The sequence below is a fragment of the Actinosynnema sp. NPDC050801 genome, assembly GCF_040673975.1.
In the GTDB taxonomy this organism is placed as follows: Bacteria; Actinomycetota; Actinomycetes; order Mycobacteriales; family Pseudonocardiaceae; genus Actinosynnema.
Window position 1 is genome coordinate 149,148 of sequence record NZ_JBFAQZ010000002.1, and the last position, 18,289, is coordinate 167,436.

Here is an 18,289-nt window from a genome sequence, read left to right on the forward strand (position 1 = left end):
CGTGACCGCCGTCAGGTCCAAGTTCGTCGATCACGGCAACAGCAGCCGGAGTCACGCGGTGGCCCGATCGGCGGCATACCTCGGCGGCACCTTCCCGGTGGTCCAAATGATATTTCCCCCCAACGATCCGGGCTGGGCAACATGTCAACCGCTTTAGCTGGACGTTTTGGGTTCACCGGCCGGTTGGAGCGCGCTCTGCGTCGTCTAGAGACTGGGGGTCGTGACCATGCAGGTGCAGATTCTCGGTGCTGTCGCCCTCGCACGTGAGGATCGTCGGATGGGTGTCGCCGCTCGTCAGGTGCGCACCCTGCTCGCGCTGCTGGCGCTTTCACCGGGCACCCCCGTTCCGTTCGACCAGTTGGTCGAGGAATTGTGGGCGGGTAAACAGATGGGAAACGCCCGCAACGCGCTCCAGGCGAATGTGGTGCGGCTGCGCAAACTGCTGGAGCAGTTCGCCGACGTGCCGGGCGACTGCCTGGTCCGCACGGTGAGCAGCGGGTACGTGCTCGACCTGCCCGCCGAGGCGGTCGACGCGCACCTGTTCCGCGACCTGGCCGACCGCGGTTCCGCGCTCGTGCTGCAACGCCCCGACGAAGCGATCGACCTGCTGGAGCGCGCGCTGCGGCTGTGGCACGGGCCGGCCCTGTTCGACGTCAGCGACGGCCTGCGGTTCCGGATCGAGGCCGCCCGGCTCGACGAGCGCAGGCTCAGCGCCCGGGAGGACCTCATCGCCGCCAAGCTCGCCAACGGCGAGGACCGCGGCGTCGTGTCCGAGCTCAAGCAGCTCGCGGCCGAGTACCCGGAGCGGGAGCGGTTCAGCGAGCAGCTGATGGTCGCGCTGTACCGCAACGGCAGGCAGACGGAGGCGCTCGACGTCTTCCACCACACGCGCAGGCGCCTGGCGAGCGAGCTCGGGTTGGAGCCCGGCCGCGCGATGCGACGGCTCTACCAGGCGATCCTCGTCCACGACCAGGTACTGCTGTAGGAGGCGAAGTGCTGGAGTTCCGGGTCTTGGGGCCGGTCGAGGTGCACCACGACGGGCAGGAGGTGCCGCTGGACGGGTCGAAACCGCGCACCGTCCTCACGGCGCTGCTGCTCGCCGACAACGGCGCTGTCTCCGACACCCAGATGAGCGATTTCCTGTGGGGCGACCACCCACCCGCCACGTTCAACGCGCAGATCTACACCTACGTCTCCCGGTTGCGCAAAACGCTGCGCGGCGAGGTCGGCATCACCCGCCGGTCCCGCGGCTACGAATTGCGGCTCACCGAATGCGCGTTCGACCTCCGGGAATTCGAGGAGCAGGCGGCGCAGGGCCAGTCCGCGCTCGCCGCCGGTCGGTACGAGGACGCGGCACGGCTGCTGCGCTCGGCGTTGCGGCTGTGGCACGGTCCCGCGTTGACCGGGGTGTCGGAGCACCTGGCCGACGCCGAGGCACCGCGGCTGGAGGAGGCGCGCATCGCCGCGCTGGAGAGCCGCATCGAGGCCGACCTGGCGTTGGGCCGGCACGCCCAGCTGCTGCCCGAGCTGACCAAGCTCGTGCACCAGTACCCGTTGCAGGAGCGGTTCCGCGCCCAGCTCATGACCACGTTCTACCGCTGCGACCGGCAGGCCGACGCGCTCGTGCTGTACGAGGAGGGCCGCCGCATGCTCGCCGACGAACTGGGCATCGACCCCGGCTCGCTGCTGCGCGAGGTGCACCTGGCCATCCTCACCGCCGACCCCGTGCTGGCCTCGCCGCGCCGCGTGGCGGTGTAGCGCGGCCAGGCGGCCGTATAGCCCGCCGCATAGGCCGGATATAGCCGCGAAAAGCATTCTGGGCACCGGTAGCGCAGAAACCCGTGTTCTCGGAGGTGCTCGGTGACCAGTTCGGTGCAGATCGACGCGGACGGCAAGGCGAAGATCAAGGAGATCGTGTCGGAAATCCTCGAGATCGACCCGGAGGAGATGACCGACACGAGCCTTTTCAAGGAGGACCACGACGCGGACTCGCTCGGCGCCATCGAGATCCTGTCCGCGTTGGAGCGCACCTTCGGCGTGGAGATCGACCAGGCCGAGCTGACCCGGATGGTCAACCTGGAAGGCGTCATCGCGGTCGTCGCCGAAGCCCAGGCCGCCAAGTAGCCCCGCACCGTCGAGCGGTCCGGCACCGGACTTGGAGGACACGATGCACGACGGAGGGCGGCAGCCGCGCCGGGTGGTGATCACGGGTCTCGGGGTGGTCACCAGCATCGGCATCGGCGTCAGCGAGTTCCTGGCCGGCCTGCGCGAGGGCCGCAGCGGGATCAAACCCATCACCTCGTTCGACACCACCGGCTTCAGCCACGCCAACGGCGCCGAGGTCACCGACTTCGACCCGGCCGCGTGGCTGGAGCGGGTGGACCCCGACGAGCTCGGCCGGGCCGGGCAGTTCTCCGCCGCCGCCGCGCGGATGGCCGTCGGCGACGCGGGCATGACCCTGGACGAGCTGCGCGGCAAGCGGGCGCTGGTGTCCGTGGGCACGACCGACGCGGAGTCCCGCGACCTGGACAACCTCGTCGCGCAGCAGATCGAGCACGGCCCCGAGTCGTGGAACCCGGTGGTCGCGCGCCGGTCCACGGCCGGGCGGCTGTCGTCCAGCATCGTGCGCGAGCTGGCGCTGACCGACGTGGAGGCGGTGACCATCCCCACCGCGTGCGCCGCCGGCAACTACGCCATCGGCAACGGCTTCGACGCCATCCGCGAGGGCGAGGTCGACGTCGCGCTGGTCGGCGGCGCGGACGCGGTGTGCCGCAAGACGTTCACCGGCTTCTACCGGCTGGGCACCATCGCGCCGGAGGTGTGCGCGCCGTTCGACAAGGACCGCAAGGGCATCCTCACCGGCGAGGGCGGCGGCATCCTGGTGCTGGAGTCGCTGGAGTCCGCGCTGGCCCGCGGCGCCCGGATCTACGCCGAGGTGCTGGGCTACGGCCTCAACTGCGACGCCAACCACCCCGTGGCGCCCGACCGGGACAGCCTGGCCCGGTGCATCGAGCTGGCGCACAGCAACGCGGGCGTCAAGCCCGAGGACATCGACTTCATCTCCGCGCACGGCACCGGCACCAAGGCCAACGACGTCACCGAGTCCGGCGCGATCCGGCAGGTGTTCGACGCGCCGCCGCCCACCGTGTCGATCAAGTCGATGCTCGGCCACTCGATGGGCGCGGCGTCGGCGCTGGCCTCGGCGGCGTGCGCGCTGGCGATCACCGAGGGCTTCATCCCGCCCACCATCAACCACACCGAGACCGACCCCGAGGTCGGGCTGGACTGCGTGCCCAACCAGGCGCGGCCGGCCACGCTGAACGTGGTGCAGAACAACGCGCTGGCGTTCGCGGGCAACAACTCGGTGCTGATCCTGGGCCGGTACCGGGACACCGTGTGATGGTCGACGCCCGACAGGTGGGGGACCGGCGGGAAGTGGTCCGGCAGGTTCGAGCGCTGTTCCTGCACGGTCTGGCGGGCAAGGCGGCGGTGTGGGACGCCCTGGCCCTGCCGCCCCGCTTCGCCGCCGTCAAGCCGGAACTGCCGTGGCACGGGATGGCCGACCCGGCGTGGGGCCACGCGCCCGACCCCGGCCGGTTCGTGGTGGACGTCGTCTCGGCCTCCCACGACGTCGTGGTGGCGCACTCGCTGGGCGCGAACCTGCTGCTGGAGTGCTACGCCGACGGCCGCGTGCCGCCGCGCCCGACGGTGCTGGTGTGCCCGTTCTACCGGCCGGAGCCCGCCGACTTCGACTGGGCCACGATCTCCTACTACCTCAACGACTTCCACCGCACGTTCACCGAGGCGCTGCGCGTCGGCGAGACGGTCCGCTTCCCCGAGGCCAAGCGCGAGTGGCTGGCCAGGGCGTTGCGCGACCAGGTCGGCCCGTACGGCTGGACCCGGTGGTTCCAGACCTACCTGCGCACCCCGTTCCTGGACCTGTCCCGGGTCGACGCGCCGGTGCTCGTGGTGAGCGGCGTGGACGACATCGCCGCCCGCCCCGACGACGGCCGCGCCCTGGCCAAAGCCCTGCCCCGCGGCCGGTTCGAGCTGCTGGACGGCTGCGGCCACTTCCCGATGATCGAACAGCCCGACCGCCTCGCGGCCCTGGTCCGCGACTTCTTCGACGAACACTTGGAGCTGACGCCATGACCCGGCGCGTCGAGGGCCTTCGCCCTCTGGATCGCCGGGGCCTCGGTAGAGTTGCTGCTGCCGCCCTAGCTGGCTGCGAGGGTCGGCGCTGCGTGCGGACGCATGGCTTCGCCCCAGCAGGCAGCACCGCGATCGGCGATGTTGCCCGCTGCGTTGTGGTCGGCATGCCCAACGAAGCCGCACCGGCCACAGATGAAGGACGCCTGAGAGCGTCGGTTTCTCTTGTCGACGTATCCGCAGTCCCCGCACGTCTGGGACGTGTAGGCGGGGTCGACTCGGACGAACGCCAACCCGGCTCGCGCCGCCTTGTACGCCAAGAAGCGACCGAGTTGGGCGAACGCCCACGAGTGCAACGTGGCCCGTTGGGGCTTGCGAAGCCGTACCCGCGCGCGGATTCCCGTCAACTGTTCGACGGCGATGCCCCGCCCGGTGCGTTCAGCCTCGGCCACGATGCGCTTGCTGATCCGGTGGTTGGTGTCCGCCGCGAAGCGCGCCTCCTTCCTTCGCCGTCTCTTCAGCAACCGGCGCGCAGAGGTGGTCTTCCTGGCTTGCAGACGTTTCCGGATGCCCAGTTGCCGCTTGCGGTAGCGGTTGAGGCGCGATCCGGACATGCGCTCACCATCGCTGGTGGTGGCGATGTTGACGATACCGAGGTCCACGCCGAGGAACCCGTTCACCGGCGGGCGTTCCGAAGCCGCAGGACTCTCGACCACGGCATGCAGGAACCACTTGCCGTCGCGGTGGATCAAGTCGGTCTCGCCGATCGGCCTCGTGCGCAACAACGTCATGTGCTCGGGGCTTCCCGCGATCCGCACACCTTTGAGGCGACCAGCGACGGTCCAGATCGAGACTGTACCTGTCCTGTCGGCCGAGTCGAGCTGCCAGGAAAGGCAACGCCGATCGAAAGGTTGCGCGGCGGTGGGACGGAAGACGACCGGTGCGGTGTCCGCCCTGCCGCGACGCCCCGACCTGACCTGGTTGTTGGAGCGCAAGGACGTGTAGGCGTCGACGACCTTGCCGATCACCGGGATCGCGGGCTGTGCGCCGAGGTCGAACCTGCTCTTGAGTTCGAGGTAGAACCGCTTTTGGGTGTCGAACTTCCGAATCGCCGCGTCCCTGTGGACCTGCTCGGACAGCCAGGTCGCGGCTTGATTGCAGACCCGCAGCGTGCTCAGCAGGGCCGACGCCTCCGACGCTGTCGGCACCACTCTCACCTGCACCGTCTGCTTCACGCGGCAGACCCTAGCGAACATCAGTTCGACCGCAACTCGGGGCCCGACCCGGCTCCTGGTACCAGATTGGAGTACAGGTGACCACCACGACCGTCTCGCTGCGGCCCCGCTACGAGGGCTCGAACATCTGCACCTGGATCGGCTTCAAGCACGTCAACTACATGGTCGAGGAAGCGGTGCTCGACCACCTGCGGCAGAGCGGGTTCCCGGCGGGTGCGCTCTACGAGCGGTTCGGGTTGTGCACCGACATCACCGACCTCGACACCAAGATCCTCACCGCGTTCCACATCGACGACCTCGCGCAGGCCACGGTGCGGCGGGTCGAGGGGAACGGGCCGCTCAACCTCGTCGTGGAACTCACCGTGGAGCGCGACGGCAAGGCGGTGAAGGCGGTGAAGTCGAAGGTCGCGGTGTCGTTCCGGCTCGACCCGCACGGCTTCGACGCCGAGCCGGCGCCCGCCGAGCTGCTGCCGCACGTGGTGGACGCGATCGGCGCGCCCGAGCAGGCGGTGCTGGACAAGGTCGGCGCCCTAGAGCCGCTCGCGGTCGGTGACGCGGACCCGTTGGACCTGCTCACGGCAGGCAAGAACGCCTTCGCCTGGGCGTGGCGGATCCCCTACTTCTACTGCCACTTCACCGAGCGCGTGCAGATGTCGGGCTACCTCCGCCAGATGGAGGAGATCCTCGACCTTTTCGTCGAGGACCGCGGCGCGTCGATCAAGACGCTGCTGGACGAGCAGAACTGGATCCCGGTGGTGCCGAAGTCGCGGATCACGTTCCTCGGCGAGGCGAACATGGAGGAGACGCTCTACACGGTGTTCACCGTGGAGGAGGTCTTCAAGCGGTACACCTTCACCGCCCGGATGGACTGCTACGTGCTGCGCGACGGCGAGCTGGTGCCGACCGCGACCGGTCGCATCACGCACGGCTGGGCGGTCATCGAGAACCGCAAGGACTGGAGCCTGGTCGACTTCGACGACCGCCTCATCGGCGCCATCACCGGCAAGGCCGGGTCGCTGAGCGGGCGTGGTGCGTCGTGACGGCTTCACCGGCAGCGGCGACCGCGGCGGACGCGCTGGTCATCTCGGCGTGGTCGGCGGTGTCGCCGTTCGGGATGGGTTCGGAGGCGTTCGCCGGCGGTGTGCGGGCGGGCGTCCCGGCGCTCGCCCCGGCGCCCGGCGGCCCGTTCGAGCGGGCGGCGCTGGTGCCGGACTTCAGCGCGGCGGGCGCGTTGGGCAAGAAGGGCACGCGCACCATGGACCGCGTCACGGCGTTGGCCGTCAGCACGGTCGGCCGGTTGCTGGAGGAGTGCGGGCCGGAGTTGCTGGAGCAGCCCGAGCGGGTGGGCGTGGTGCTGGGCACCGGGTCCGGCAGCGTGCAGTCCATCATGGACTTCACCCGCGACGGGCTCACCGGCGACAAGCCCTACCACGTCGACCCGGCGTTGTTCCCGAACACGGTGATGAACCGCGCCGCCGGGCAGAGCGCGATCTGGCACAAGATCAAGGGCCCCAACACGACCATCGCGGGCGGCGCGCTGACCGGGCTGCTGGCGTTGAACTACGCGGCACGGCTGCTGCGCGGCGGGCACGCGGACCGGGTGCTGGTCGGTGCGGCCGAGGAGTACTCCGAGCAGCGCGCGTGGCTGGAGTGGCGCGGCAGCGAGGGTACGGCCGGGCCGCTCGGCGAGGGCGGCGCGGTGGTGCTGCTGGAGCGCGAGTCGACCCGGGCGGGACGGCCGGTGCTGGCCCGCGTGGTGACGACCCGGTTCCGCGGGTTCTTCGAGCCCGGCGGCGCGGCGGAGGCGTTGCGCGAGTGCGTGCGGACCGCGTTGGCGGAGGCCGCCGTGGACCCGGCGGACGTCGTGCTCGTCTCCACCGACGGCGCCGAGGAGGCGGCCGTGGTGGCGGCGTTGGGCCGCACGCCCGAGTGGCTGCGGTGCGTGCCCCTGGTGGGCGACACGTCGGCGGCGGTGGCGAGCTTCCAGCTCGCGGCGGCGGTCGCGTCCGGCCGGTCGGGCACCGTGCTGGTGACCGGCGTCGAACGCGACGGCACGGTCGGCTGCGTCGTGCTGGACCTGCCGTGAGCACCGTGTACGTGGACCCGGCGGACCCGGTGTTCGCCGGGCACTACCCGGGCTTCCCGATCATGCCGGGGCTGTTCGTGCTCGACCACGTGCGGGCGGCGCTGCCCGGCCACCGGGTGGCCGCGCTGGACCGGGCGAAGTTCCTGCGGCCGGTGTTCCCCGGCGACACGTTGACCGTCGAGACGGTGCTGACGGCGGAGGAGGACCAGGTGCGGTGCGCGGCGACGGTGTCCACGGGCGCGGGTCCGGTGGCGGAGTTCAAGCTGCGGCTGGTGACGTCGTGACCGGGTTGGCCGGCATCCGCCGGATCATCCCGCACCGGTTCCCGGTGCTGCTGGTGGACCGGGTGTCCGAAGTGGACCCGGGCGGCAGCATCGTGACGCTGAAGGCGGTCAGCGGCCGCGAACCGTGCTACGCGGGGACCGACGTCGAGGACGCCTACCCGTTGGGGCTGCTGATGGAGTCGTGGGCGCAGTCCGCGGTGCTGCTGACCCGCTGGGGCAACCCGAACCCGGACGTCCTGGCCGACAAGGTCGAGTTGATCAGCGGTATCCGCGACGTCGTCGTGCACGGCGACGTGGTGCCCGGCGACGTGGTGGAGCACCACGTCCGGCTGGTCCGGGAGGTGGCCGACGCGGCGATCCTCGCGGGCCACAGCCTGGTCGCCGGGCGCAAGGTGCTGGAGGTCGGCTCGTTCACGATGGCACGGCGCAGGGCGGAGGAACTGGCATGAGGCGCGTGGCGCTGGTGACCGGCGGGTCGCGGGGCATCGGGCACCAGGTGGTGGCCCGGCTCGCGCGGGACGGGTTCGACGTGGCGTTCTGCTACCAGTCGAACCGCGACGCCGCCGAGGTGGTGGAGAAGGAGGCCGCCGCGGCGGGCGCGGCCGTGTTCACCGCGCAGGTGGACGTGGCCGAGAAGCGCGAGGTGGACCGGTTCGTCAAGGACGCCGAGCGCGCGCTGGGGCCGTTGCACGCGGTGGTGTCGTGCGCGGGGATCGTGCGCGATAACCCGTTGGTGCTGATGAAGGAGGAGGACTGGCAGCGGGTGCTGCGGGTCAACCTCGACGGCACGTTCCACCTGGCGAAGGCGGCGGTGTTCGCGATGATGAAGCGCAAGGCGGGCTCGGTGGTGACGCTGTCGTCGGTGGCCGGCGTGTACGGCAACGCGACGCAGACGAACTACTCCGCGTCCAAGGCGGGGATCATCGGGTTCAGCAAGGCGTTGGCCAAGGAGGTCGGCAAGTACGGCATCCGGGTCAACGCGGTGGCGCCGGGGTTCATCGAGACCGACATGGTCGCGGGGCTGGGCGAGGAGTTCGCCGACCGGATGGCGGCGCAGATACCGCTGGGGCGGTTCGGCCGGCCCGAGGAGGTGGCCGACCTGGTGTCGTTCCTGGTGTCGGACCAGGCGTCCTACGTGACGGGCCAGGTGTTCGGGGTCGACGGCGGGCTGGTGATCTGAGGTGGCGCGCACCCCGCGGTTCTACTTCTCGCTGCGCAGCCCGTACTCCTGGCTGGCCTACCACGACCTGCTGCGCGAGTACCCGGACGTGGCGGAGGCGGTCGAGTGGGCGCCGTTCTGGGAGCCCGACGAGCGCAACGAGCGGGCGCTGGGCGAACGCGGTGAGCAGTTCCCGTACACCGCGATGTCCCGGGCGAAGCACTTCTACATCCTGCAGGACGTGGCCCGGTTGGCGGCGGCGCGCGGGTTGGCGCTCACGTGGCCGGTGGACCGCGAGCCGGTGTGGGAGGTACCGCACCTGGGTTACGTGGTGGCGCTGCGCGAGGGGGTCGGGCGCGAGTACATCGCTGCGGCGTACCGGGCGCGGTGGGAGCAGGGGCGTGACATCTGCTCCCGCGAGACCGTCGCCGGGATCGCGGTGGAACTGGGGCTCGACCCGGGCGAGGTGTCGGGTGCGAGCGAGGACCCGGAGCTGCGGGCGCGAGGTGTCGAGCTGCTGATGGACGTCTGCAAGGACGGCGCGTTCGGTGTGCCGTTCTTCGTGCACCGGTTCACCCGGTTCTGGGGGGTGGACCGGTTGCCGGACTTCGTCGCGCACGTGCGGTCGAAGCTCGTGCCGGCCGCGGCGATGCCGGCCTCGTCCAGCGCGGTGGGGTTGGGGCGGTCGACGGACGAGGGTCACGCGGGCGGGTGCGGCTGACACCGGACGCGGTCAGCGCGCGCACGTGAGCACGTCGGGTGGCCGGGTGCCCACGTGGCGCCGCCACTCGTCGGTGGTCAGGTCGCGCCCGGCCGCGGCGCACGCGGCGCGCGTCCACTCCCGTTCGGCGAGGTGCCAGCGGGTCAGCTCGCCGCCCGGCTCGACGGTGAGCAGGTGGCTCCCGTCGGTGCCCGGCGCCACGGCGGTCAGCCGCGACACCCCTTGGGAGGGGCGTGCCGGCGGGATCGTGCCCAGGGTCTCGCCGGAGCCCAGGTCGGTCAGCACCAGCACGTGGTCGGCGCGGACGCGGGCGGCCACGCGACCGTCGGGGGTGGCGGCCAGGCCGGGGACCCACCGCCCGGTGGACGGGACCGAGCGGAGCAACGTCGTGCCGTCGCGGTCCCACACCTCGACCGCGGTCGCCCGCTCCACCAGCAGGTGCGCCTCGGTGTGGTGCACCGAGGTGGCGGGTCCGCCGGACAACTCCCGCGTCGTGCCCGCGGTGACGTCGACCAGCACCACACCGGCCGCCCCCGACACCGCGACCCTCCCGCCGTCGGCGCTGACCGAGGCGCGGTCGGCTTGCACGGGTCGGGCGAGCAGCGAGGTGTCCACGCCGGTCTCGACCACGTCCAGCACCGCGCCGGTGGAGCTGTCGAGCACGTGCACCCGACCGTCCTGGTCGACCAGCACCAGCCGGGCGCCGTCGGCCGACGCGCGGGCGGCCATGAGGTCCTCCACCCCGGGCACGGCGGGCCACTGGTCCAGCAGCTCGGCGCCATCGCGGTCGTAGACGTCCACGGTCGCGCTCGGCAGCGACAGCACCAGCAGGCGGTTGCCGTCCGCGCTCCACACCGGTGCCGCGTGGTGGTCGTCCACCCTCGGGTCCTCGAACCCGGTGGAGACGCCGTCTTCGGTCTCCACCAGGACGCTCTGCCGCGCGACGACGGCGATCCGGTCCCGTGACGTCACCAGCCACGGCGCGCGGCAGGCCCGGCAGGTGTCGGGTACGTCGCCGCGCAACGGCTCGCCGACGCGGGTGTTGCGGGTCAGGTCCCACAGCACGAGGGCGTCGTCGGTGCCGGACAGCAGGTGGTCGGAGTCGCCCGCGAACGCGAGCGCGTCGGCCCGGCTGTCGTTGCCCGGCAGCCGCCACCGCCGGCCCTGGTCCGCGCCGGAGGTCTCCAGCACTTGCAGGACACCGGTGTGGCCGGCGGCGATCCGGGTCCCGTCCGGGCTCACGGCGAGCGACTCGGGATCGGGTTCGCCGACCGGCAACCGGACGTCCGCCGTGTCGTAGTGCGCCGTCGCGACCCCGTCGGTGCGCCACTGCCAGGTCTCGCCGTCCCGCGTCCAGGCGAAGTGGGCGCCGTCGGGGGAATACCCCGCGGCGTGCCCGCCGTCCGCGGGCAGCACGGACACCGGTGTGGACCGGCGCACGGCCAGGTCGTCCACCGAGCGCAGCTGCCACTCGGTGGGGGCGAGCACCGCGAGTTCGTCATCGGACCTCAGCGCCACCTTCTCCGGCCAGTTCCGCGCCGAGGACTCGGCCGACCGCCCGGTGCGCCGGTCGTGCACGACCACCCGGCCCGCGGGGTCGCGGGTGCCGCCCGGTTCGAGGCGGTGCGAGAGGAAGGCGACGACCTCGCCGGACGGGGAGATCGCCGCGCTGCCGCGGTTGTGGCCCGCCGGCACCCCGACCTCGGTGACCGCGTCCCGACCGTCCCAGCGCACCGCGCGACCCTCGGCGAGCACGGCTGCCGCGTTGCCGTCGGCGTCGACCGCGACGTCGACCACCGGGTGGTCCAGCGCGAGTTCGGTCCTGGTACCGCCGACGAGGTCCCACCGCACCACGCGGCCGGTCGCGGTGCCCGCGACGGCGACGCGGCCGTCACGTGACGCCGCGACCGACGTGACGCGGGAACCCACGTGCAGGTAGCGCTCCAGGTGCGGGCTCGCGGTCAGCACCTGGAACAGCACCGACCTGGTCACCGGCCGCGGATCGGTCCGGTAGGCCTCCACCGCGAGCAGGTGCGCCAGGTCGAGCCGGGTGTCGACGTTGGCCAGGGCGGCGGACGCCAGGCCGCGCGCGGTCGCGATCCGCGCCTCGGTGCGCGCGTCGTCCCGCTGCACGACCGCCACCACCGCGCCGACCACGGCCAGCACCGCGAGCAGCGCCGACACCACCGCGGTGCCGCGTGCCAGGCGCCGGGTCGTGCGGTGGCGGCGGACGTCCTCGCCGAGCAGGTCGTCCTTCGGCACGCCGCGCACGGTCGCGGCGACGTCGGCGACGCAGTCGCGGAAGCGGGCATCGGCCTGGTCGACGCGCTCGACGTCGCGCAGCCACCGCAGGTCCACCCAGCGCGGCTCGGTGGTCATCGCGGCCCGCAGCGGGGGCGGCAGCGCGGTGGCCTCGTGGTCGGGGTCCGGTTCGCCGTCGGTCAGCACCACCAGGATGCGGTCCGCGGACCGGTGGACCAGCCACCACTCGACCTCGCGGGCCACCCACGCCGACCGGGCGGCCTCGACCGAGGCCATCAGCACCAGCCACCGCGAAGAGGCCAGCGCCCGCTCGATCGGGCCCCACCGGTCCGGGTCGGCCGGCAGGCTCGCGTCGTCCAGGAACACCCGCATCGCCCGCGGCCGGTACCACGGCTTGGCCAGGCGCTGGAGCCCGGTGCGCAGCGCGGGGCCCGACCGTCCGTCACGCGCGTGGCTGTAGCTGATGAACGCGTCGTACTCGGTCCGGTCCGCCACTCCCACCCCCGTCGTCCACCTCCGATGGTCGGCTCACCGACGAGGAGGAGCTACCCGATACCGCGGAGACAACCGGGACGTGTCCTCGCGGCGCGGCGGACCGACCGGCTCCGGGGTGCGGACCCGACGGGTTAAGCGATTAAGCTCCGGCTGTGAAGCCGCTGCGCTGGGGTGTGCTCGGGGCCACCGCCCACATCGCGGGCCGGGTCGTGCCCGCCATCCACCGCACGCCGGGCAACGCGGTGGTGGCGGTGGCAGGTCGTCAGGGGAGGCGTGCCGCCGCCGAGGAGGTGGCGCGACCGTTCGGTGCGCGCGTGCACGACGGGTACGACGAGCTGTTGGCCGACCCGGACGTCGACGCGGTGTACATCGCGCTGCCGAACAGCCTGCACGTGCCGTGGACGTTGCGCTCGCTCGACGCGGGCAAGCACGTGCTGGTGGAGAAGCCCATGGCGCTGTCCGAAGAGGACTGCGTGCGGGTCGAACGCGCCGCCGCCGACCTCGTGGTCATGGAGGCGTACATGTACCGCTTCCACCCCCAGCAGGTGCGGGCCGCCGAGCTGCTCGCGTCCGGTGAGATCGGCGAGCTGCGGGTGGTGCGGTCGGCGTTCGCGTACCCGACCGCGGTGGAGGGCAACATCCGGTTCGACGCGGCCCTGGGCGGCGGCGCGACGTGGGACGTCGGCTGCTACGCGTTCGACGTGCCGCTGTGGGCGTTCGACGCGGAACCGCGCTCGGTGCGGGCGCGGTTCCACCGGCACGCGCGGGAGGTCGACCTGAGCGCCGTCGCCACGCTCGACTTCGGCGACGGCCGCTGGGCGGTGCTCGACTACGGCCTCGACTACGGGCCGCGCGCCGCCTACGAGTTCCAGGGCACGCGCGGCTCGATCGCCGTGCGCAACGCGTGGACCCGTCCCGACGAGGAAGGGCTGATCACCGTCGTCACGCTCGACGGCGTGCGGGACGAGGTCGTACCCGCGTCCGACGCCTACGAGCACCAGGCGGCCGCGTTCGCCGAAGCCGTGCGGGAGAAGGTCACGCCGCTGGTGTCGCCCGCCCACTCGGCGCGCACGGCCCGGGTGGGCGAGGCGTTGGTGCGGTCGGCCGCGACCGGCGCCGAAGTGGACCTCCGACGCCGGCCGTGACACACCTCGGTGCCACACCTCAGTCCAGCGCCGCCGCCGCTTCCACCGGCGGAGTGCGCAGCACGTACGCCGTGGACAACAGGGTCGACAGCAGCGTCAGGCCGGTCGCCGAGCCCACCACGACCAGGTAGATCCCGATCGGGCCCTGCGGCCAGTACGTGCCGTTCAACGCGATGGCGAACGGGATGAGCGTCACCGCGGACACGATCGCGCCCAGGATGATGCCGCCCAACGAGATCACCACCGACTCGACGCCGACCATGCGCAGGATCTGCCCGTGCGTGGCGCCGATCAGCCGTTGCAGCGCGAACTCGCGCCGCCGTTCACCGGTCGCGATCACCAGCGTGTTCACCAGCGAGATCACCGTGTACGCCAGGATCATGCCGACCAGCAGGTAGTTGACCCACGCGCCGGTCTGCTCCCCGCCACCGCCCGCGGCCAGGGCCCGCTCGCGGTCGGCGACCTCCAGGTCCGGGTTCCGCTCGGTCAGCGGCGCCAGCGCCGATTCCGGGCCCTTCACCAGGATCTGCGCCGCCTGACCGCCGGTGGTGTGCGCGACGACCAGCTCCGCGGGCATCAGCGCCGCGTCGAACGCGCCCGCGTGCAGGGCGGCGACCTCCAGGTCCACCACCGAGCCGTCACCGAGCTTCATCCTCACCGAGTCGCCGACGGCGGCGTTCAACGACTCCGCCCAGCCGGTCGGCAACGCGACCGCGTCGCCGCGCAGGTCGTCCAACGACCCGGCGGTGACGTCCACGCCCATGGTTCGCGTGACACCGCTGGGCGTCACGCCGAGCACGGTGATCTCCTCGTCGCCGTCCTCGTGGTCGGGGAAGTAGGCCTCGGTGTCGACCACGGCCGACGCCGCTTCCACGCCGGGCAGTGCGCGCACCTCGTCCACCAGCTCCAGCGGCATCCCGCCGGTCGAGCTGGTGATCACGGCGTCGGCCCGCAGGCTCTCCGCGAACGCCCCCGACGCCGCGTCCGCCTGCGTGGTCTGCAGGTAGATCAGCGCGGTGGCCAGGCCCGTGGCGAGCATGACCGGCGTGATGGCGCCGGCCACCCGCACCCGCCGCGCCCCGGTGTTGAGCACCGCCAGGTAACCGGCCAGCCCGGACACGGCGCGCACCGGCCAGCGCAGGATCGCGATCAGCACCCGTGCGGCGGCGGGGGAGAGCAGCGCGATGCCCGACGCCCACAGCATCGCCGTGGGACCGGCCGTGCTCGCCGCCACCGGGCCGTCCATGACCAGGGCGGTGATGATGCTCAACGCCGTGCCGCCGCCCAGGCACAGCAGCGCGAACACCAGTCGCGGCACGCTGAACCAGCGGTTCTGCAGGCTGGCCGCCATCAACGCCTCGGTCGGCCTGGTCACCGCCGCGCCGCGGCCCGCGACGAACGCCGCGATCAGCGCGCTGAGCAACGAGATGCCGACACCGGCCAGCACCGGCACCCAGCCCTGCCGGTAGACCATCGCCGCGGGCGCCACGCCCGCGCCGGACAACTGGGTCAGCAGCCACTCGCCGAGGTACCCGCTCACCGGCCAGCCCAGCAGGGTCGCGAGCACCGCGACGACCGTCGTCTCGCCCAGCACCAGCCTGCGCAGCTGGCCCGGCGTGGTGCCGATCGCCCGCAACAGCGCCATTTCCCGGTACCGCTGCTGCACCGACAGCCCGAGCGTGCCCGCCACGACGAACATCGCGACCATGATCGCCAGACCGCCGAAGACGGCGGACAGCGTGATGATCGCCTCGCCGCCACCCCCGGCGTCGGGGAACTCCGCGAGACCGCGTTCGTCGCCCGCGAGCACGGTCACGTGGCGGTCGGCGACCGCGGCCGTGAGGCCCTCGCGCACGCCGTCCGCGGTCGCGCCCGGGTCGAGCAGCACGCCGATCAGGTCGACCTTGCCGGGCTTGGCGTACAGCCGGCGCGCCTCGTCGTCGGCGAAGAACACCGCCGCCGCGTCGACCGGGGCCTTGGCGATGCCGACCACCCGGTAGTCGACCTCGGTCGAGCCGATGCGCAGCGCGACCGTGCCACCCAGGGGCGCGCTGGCCCCGGCGACCACCACGACCTCGCCCGGACCCTGCGGCGCACGGCCCTGGTCCACGGTGTAGGGCGCGAGGCGCGCGCCGGACCACGTGTGGCCGGTCGCCTCCGCGCCGTCGGGCAGGGTCACCGGGAACGCCACGTCCGACACGACCTCGGCGACGCCGTCGACGTCGGCGGCCTTGGCGGCCAGCGAGGCGTCGATCGGCGCGCGTTCCAGGTAGGACGGGTCGCCGGTGACGACCAGGGGCGCGGCCGCGAGCCGTTGCGGCGGAACGGCCTCGCGGATGCCGGTCTCCATCAGGCCGCCGCACGCCATCACGATCGCCGCGCCCAGGAACAGCGCGATGAACGAGGCGGTGAAGCCGCCGATCCGGTAGCGCAGGGTGCGCAGGGCGAGGCGCAGCATCAGCGCACCCCGCCGGCCAGGTCGCCCGCGGGCACGTCGGCCCAGGCGCCGAGCTGGGTCATCCGCTCGCTGACCGCGTGCGCGGTCGGGGACGTGAGCTCGCCCGCGATCTGGCCGTCGGCGAGGAAGACGACGCGGTCGGCGTGCGCGGCGGCCACCGGGTCGTGGGTCACGATCACCACGGTCTGGCCGACGTCCCGCACGGCCTGGCGCAGCAGGGCCAGGACTTCCAGCGCGGTGCGGGTGTCGAGCGCGCCGGTCGGCTCGTCGCCGAAGATCACCGCCGGCTCGGTGATGAGCGCGCGGGCGATGGCCACCCGCTGCTGCTGGCCGCCGGACAGCTCGCCGGGGCGGTGCCTGCGGCGGTCGGCGAGCCCGACGCGGGCGATCACGTCGTCCACTTGGGACCGCTTGGGCCGGCGGCCCGCCAGGCGCAGCGGCAACTGGACGTTCTCCACCACGGTCAGCGCCGGCAGCAGGTTGAAGGACTGGAAGACGAAGCCGATGCGCTCCCGGCGCAACCTGGTCAGCTCGCGCTCGCTCAGGCCGGTGATCTCCTGGCCGTCGAGCAGCACGGAACCCGAGGTCGGCCGGTCGAGGCCGGCGGCGCAGTGCAGCGCGGTGCTCTTGCCCGACCCGGAAGGGCCCATCACCGCGGTGAAGGTGCCACGCGCGATGCCGAGCGTGACTCCATCAAGGGCCACTACGCCGTTCCGCTCGCTGCCGTAAACCTTGCGGACGGAATGCAGTCGGACGACGTCATCCGTGCCTTGAATCGGAGATAGATTCACGTTCTTGCTCCCCACGTGGGACCTATCGGTGTGTGCACGCGCCGCAGACCATACGGATGTGATCAAGCGGGCGGCACTGGTGCTGCCCCCCGCATCGACGGTCGGGTCTGCCGGTGGCGGTCGGCGTCCGCACTGGTGCGGGCCCGCGTGCAACCGACTTTCGAGTAGGTACGTGCCGGCGATCGTAGCCACCGTTTCCATAATTTCTGTTGAGAAGTCAACGAATAGTTGGCGGTCGTATGAACTTCTCCTCTCGCGTTCTCCGGTGGGGTAGGTTGGAACGGCCGCCCGGCACGAACGAGGTGGGGCCGGGAAATCCCCGAACTCCGCCGTAGTGAGTGGACCCCGAGTAACGACGCGAAGGGGTTGGATGCATGCACCTGGAGATACGTCATGCCAGAGTGGTCACCACCCTTGCCGAGGCCGGCAGCATCTCGAAGGCCGCGGCGAAGTTGTCCCTGCCCCAACCGAGCCTCACCGCCCAATTGAGACGGATCGAGAAGGCGGTTGGCGGCGACCTGTTCGTGCGTTCGGCCTTCGGGATTACTCCGACACCCCTCGGAGAACGATTAATCCCGATGCTGGCCGATCTCGCCACCCGGGCGGACGCGGTGGTCGCGGAGGCGTCCTCGCTGTCGTCGGGAATTCTCCGCATCGGCAACGCCGAATGGACCCCGGTGACGCTGCGGCGGGCGCTGCAGTCGTCATTGCCCTCGGTCGAGGTGCAGACGGTGACGCTCAACCCCGACCTGGGGGTCGACGCGGTCAGCCGCGGCGAGCTCACCGCGGCGCTCGTGCCCAGCCCGGAGGCGGTGGACGGCGTGCGGGAGCTGGACCCGGGGCTGGCCAAGGAGATCATCGTGCGCGAGCCGATCTGGCTGGCGCTGCCCCGTGATCACGCTCTCGCGCGCAGGACTACGGTGAGCCGAAGGCACATGATGTCCCTGAGCTGGGTGCACCACGTGCCGGGGCACTGGTTCCACACCGTCGAGGAGCACCTGTTCCGCAAGCTCGACCACCCCACGCCGGAGGTCCTGCACTACGCGGGCGGGCACGCCGAGGCGATGAGCTGGGTGCGTGACGCGGGCGCGGCGGCGTTGGCCACGCCCACCGGGTCCACGTCGGACGTGAGCCTGGTGGCGATGACCGAGCCGTTGCGCAGCCGGCTGCTGCTGGTGTGGCGGCCGGGATCGATCCACCCGAACACCCTGCGGCAGCTGATCGACGCGTTGCGCCGGTACTACTGCGAGTACGCCCGCACGATCCCGCGCTACTGGAACTGGATGACCGAGCGTCCCACGGACTTCCCGGAGCTGGCCGCGTTCCTGCCCCGGCCGAGCCGGTGGTGGCCGCGCGACTCGGCCGGGGACCAGCAACCGGGGGCGAGCTCGCGCACCGCCGCCACCTGAGCGGTCCACTGGGGATGGAGGGCCACCTCGACCACGGTCGAGGTGGCCTTTGCCTTCCCGCGGGGTTGGCGGTCAGCCGAGTGTCAGCACGGTGT

Annotated in this window: 17 protein-coding genes; 13 read left to right on the forward strand and 4 right to left on the reverse strand. The window is 72.1% G+C overall.

The window, feature by feature from the left end; genetic code table 11:
• Positions 1-277 precede the first annotated feature (277 nt).
• From AB0K14_RS05570 to AB0K14_RS05590, 5 genes are all read left to right on the forward strand, one after another.
• The gene (locus tag AB0K14_RS05570) at positions 278-985 is read left to right on the forward strand and encodes an AfsR/SARP family transcriptional regulator (protein ID WP_360447790.1); all 708 of its coding nucleotides are present in this window, start codon (positions 278-280) and stop codon (positions 983-985) included.
• Positions 986-993: 8 nt separating this feature from the next.
• Positions 994-1,758, forward strand: coding sequence for an AfsR/SARP family transcriptional regulator (locus AB0K14_RS05575; protein WP_360447792.1), 765 nt, complete (start codon positions 994-996; stop codon positions 1,756-1,758).
• 102 nt (positions 1,759-1,860) lie between these two features.
• Positions 1,861-2,124: an acyl carrier protein gene (locus AB0K14_RS05580; protein ID WP_360447794.1), complete on the forward strand. Its 264-nt coding sequence runs from the start codon at positions 1,861-1,863 to the stop codon at positions 2,122-2,124.
• Between the two features lie 43 nt (positions 2,125-2,167).
• Positions 2,168-3,400 carry a beta-ketoacyl-[acyl-carrier-protein] synthase family protein gene (locus AB0K14_RS05585; RefSeq protein WP_360447796.1) on the forward strand — a complete coding sequence of 411 codons (1,233 nt, stop codon included), beginning with the start codon at positions 2,168-2,170 and terminating at the stop codon, positions 3,398-3,400.
• A complete protein-coding gene (locus AB0K14_RS05590; protein WP_360447798.1) occupies positions 3,400-4,152 on the forward strand; it encodes an alpha/beta hydrolase in 753 nt (250 codons plus the stop codon). The genes AB0K14_RS05585 and AB0K14_RS05590 overlap by 1 nt, the downstream gene beginning before the upstream one ends.
• Positions 4,153-4,217: 65 nt before the next feature.
• Here the strand turns inward: AB0K14_RS05590 and AB0K14_RS05595 are convergent, their stop codons facing one another.
• Positions 4,218-5,384: a transposase gene (locus AB0K14_RS05595; RefSeq protein ID WP_360447800.1), complete on the reverse strand. Its 1,167-nt coding sequence runs from the start codon at positions 5,382-5,384 to the stop codon at positions 4,218-4,220.
• A gap of 77 nt (positions 5,385-5,461) precedes the next feature.
• Between AB0K14_RS05595 and AB0K14_RS05600 the strand changes: the two genes are divergently transcribed.
• The 6 genes from AB0K14_RS05600 to AB0K14_RS05625 are packed head-to-tail and all read left to right on the forward strand — an operon-like array spanning position 5,462 to position 9,634.
• Positions 5,462-6,424, forward strand: coding sequence for a thioesterase family protein (locus AB0K14_RS05600; protein ID WP_360447802.1), 963 nt, complete (start codon positions 5,462-5,464; stop codon positions 6,422-6,424).
• Positions 6,421-7,470: a beta-ketoacyl synthase N-terminal-like domain-containing protein gene (locus tag AB0K14_RS05605; protein WP_360447804.1), complete on the forward strand. Its 1,050-nt coding sequence runs from the start codon at positions 6,421-6,423 to the stop codon at positions 7,468-7,470. Before AB0K14_RS05600 ends, AB0K14_RS05605 begins: the two co-directional genes overlap by 4 nt.
• Positions 7,467-7,754 carry a hypothetical protein gene (locus AB0K14_RS05610; protein WP_360447806.1) on the forward strand — a complete coding sequence of 96 codons (288 nt, stop codon included), beginning with the start codon at positions 7,467-7,469 and terminating at the stop codon, positions 7,752-7,754. Before AB0K14_RS05605 ends, AB0K14_RS05610 begins: the two co-directional genes overlap by 4 nt.
• Positions 7,751-8,203, forward strand: a complete 453-nt coding sequence (locus AB0K14_RS05615; protein ID WP_360447808.1) for a 3-hydroxyacyl-ACP dehydratase — start codon at positions 7,751-7,753, stop codon at positions 8,201-8,203. Before AB0K14_RS05610 ends, AB0K14_RS05615 begins: the two co-directional genes overlap by 4 nt.
• Positions 8,200-8,934 carry a 3-oxoacyl-[acyl-carrier-protein] reductase gene (gene fabG / locus AB0K14_RS05620; protein WP_360447810.1) on the forward strand — a complete coding sequence of 245 codons (735 nt, stop codon included), beginning with the start codon at positions 8,200-8,202 and terminating at the stop codon, positions 8,932-8,934. The genes AB0K14_RS05615 and fabG overlap by 4 nt, the downstream gene beginning before the upstream one ends.
• Position 8,935: 1 nt before the next feature.
• Positions 8,936-9,634: a DsbA family protein gene (locus AB0K14_RS05625; RefSeq protein WP_360447812.1), complete on the forward strand. Its 699-nt coding sequence runs from the start codon at positions 8,936-8,938 to the stop codon at positions 9,632-9,634.
• A 12-nt stretch (positions 9,635-9,646) separates the two neighbouring features.
• Here the strand turns inward: AB0K14_RS05625 and AB0K14_RS05630 are convergent, their stop codons facing one another.
• Positions 9,647-12,397 (reverse strand): hypothetical protein, encoded by a 2,751-nt coding sequence (locus AB0K14_RS05630; protein WP_360447814.1) that lies wholly within the window; start codon positions 12,395-12,397, stop codon positions 9,647-9,649.
• A gap of 146 nt (positions 12,398-12,543) precedes the next feature.
• On the opposite strand from AB0K14_RS05630, the gene AB0K14_RS05635 reads away from it, so the two are divergent.
• Positions 12,544-13,536, forward strand: coding sequence for a Gfo/Idh/MocA family oxidoreductase (locus tag AB0K14_RS05635; protein ID WP_360447816.1), 993 nt, complete (start codon positions 12,544-12,546; stop codon positions 13,534-13,536).
• 19 nt (positions 13,537-13,555) lie between these two features.
• On the opposite strand, the gene AB0K14_RS05640 is transcribed toward AB0K14_RS05635, so the two are convergent.
• Together AB0K14_RS05640 and AB0K14_RS05645 are read right to left on the reverse strand one after the other, a co-directional pair.
• Positions 13,556-15,994: an FtsX-like permease family protein gene (locus AB0K14_RS05640; RefSeq protein ID WP_360447818.1), complete on the reverse strand. Its 2,439-nt coding sequence runs from the start codon at positions 15,992-15,994 to the stop codon at positions 13,556-13,558.
• Positions 15,994-16,785, reverse strand: coding sequence for an ABC transporter ATP-binding protein (locus AB0K14_RS05645; RefSeq protein WP_360447820.1), 792 nt, complete (start codon positions 16,783-16,785; stop codon positions 15,994-15,996). The genes AB0K14_RS05640 and AB0K14_RS05645 overlap by 1 nt, the downstream gene beginning before the upstream one ends.
• Positions 16,786-17,159: 374 nt before the next feature.
• Between AB0K14_RS05645 and AB0K14_RS05650 the strand changes: the two genes are divergently transcribed.
• The gene (locus AB0K14_RS05650; RefSeq protein ID WP_360447822.1) at positions 17,160-18,194 is read left to right on the forward strand and encodes a LysR family transcriptional regulator; all 1,035 of its coding nucleotides are present in this window, start codon (positions 17,160-17,162) and stop codon (positions 18,192-18,194) included.
• The last annotated feature ends 95 nt before the right edge of the window (positions 18,195-18,289 follow it).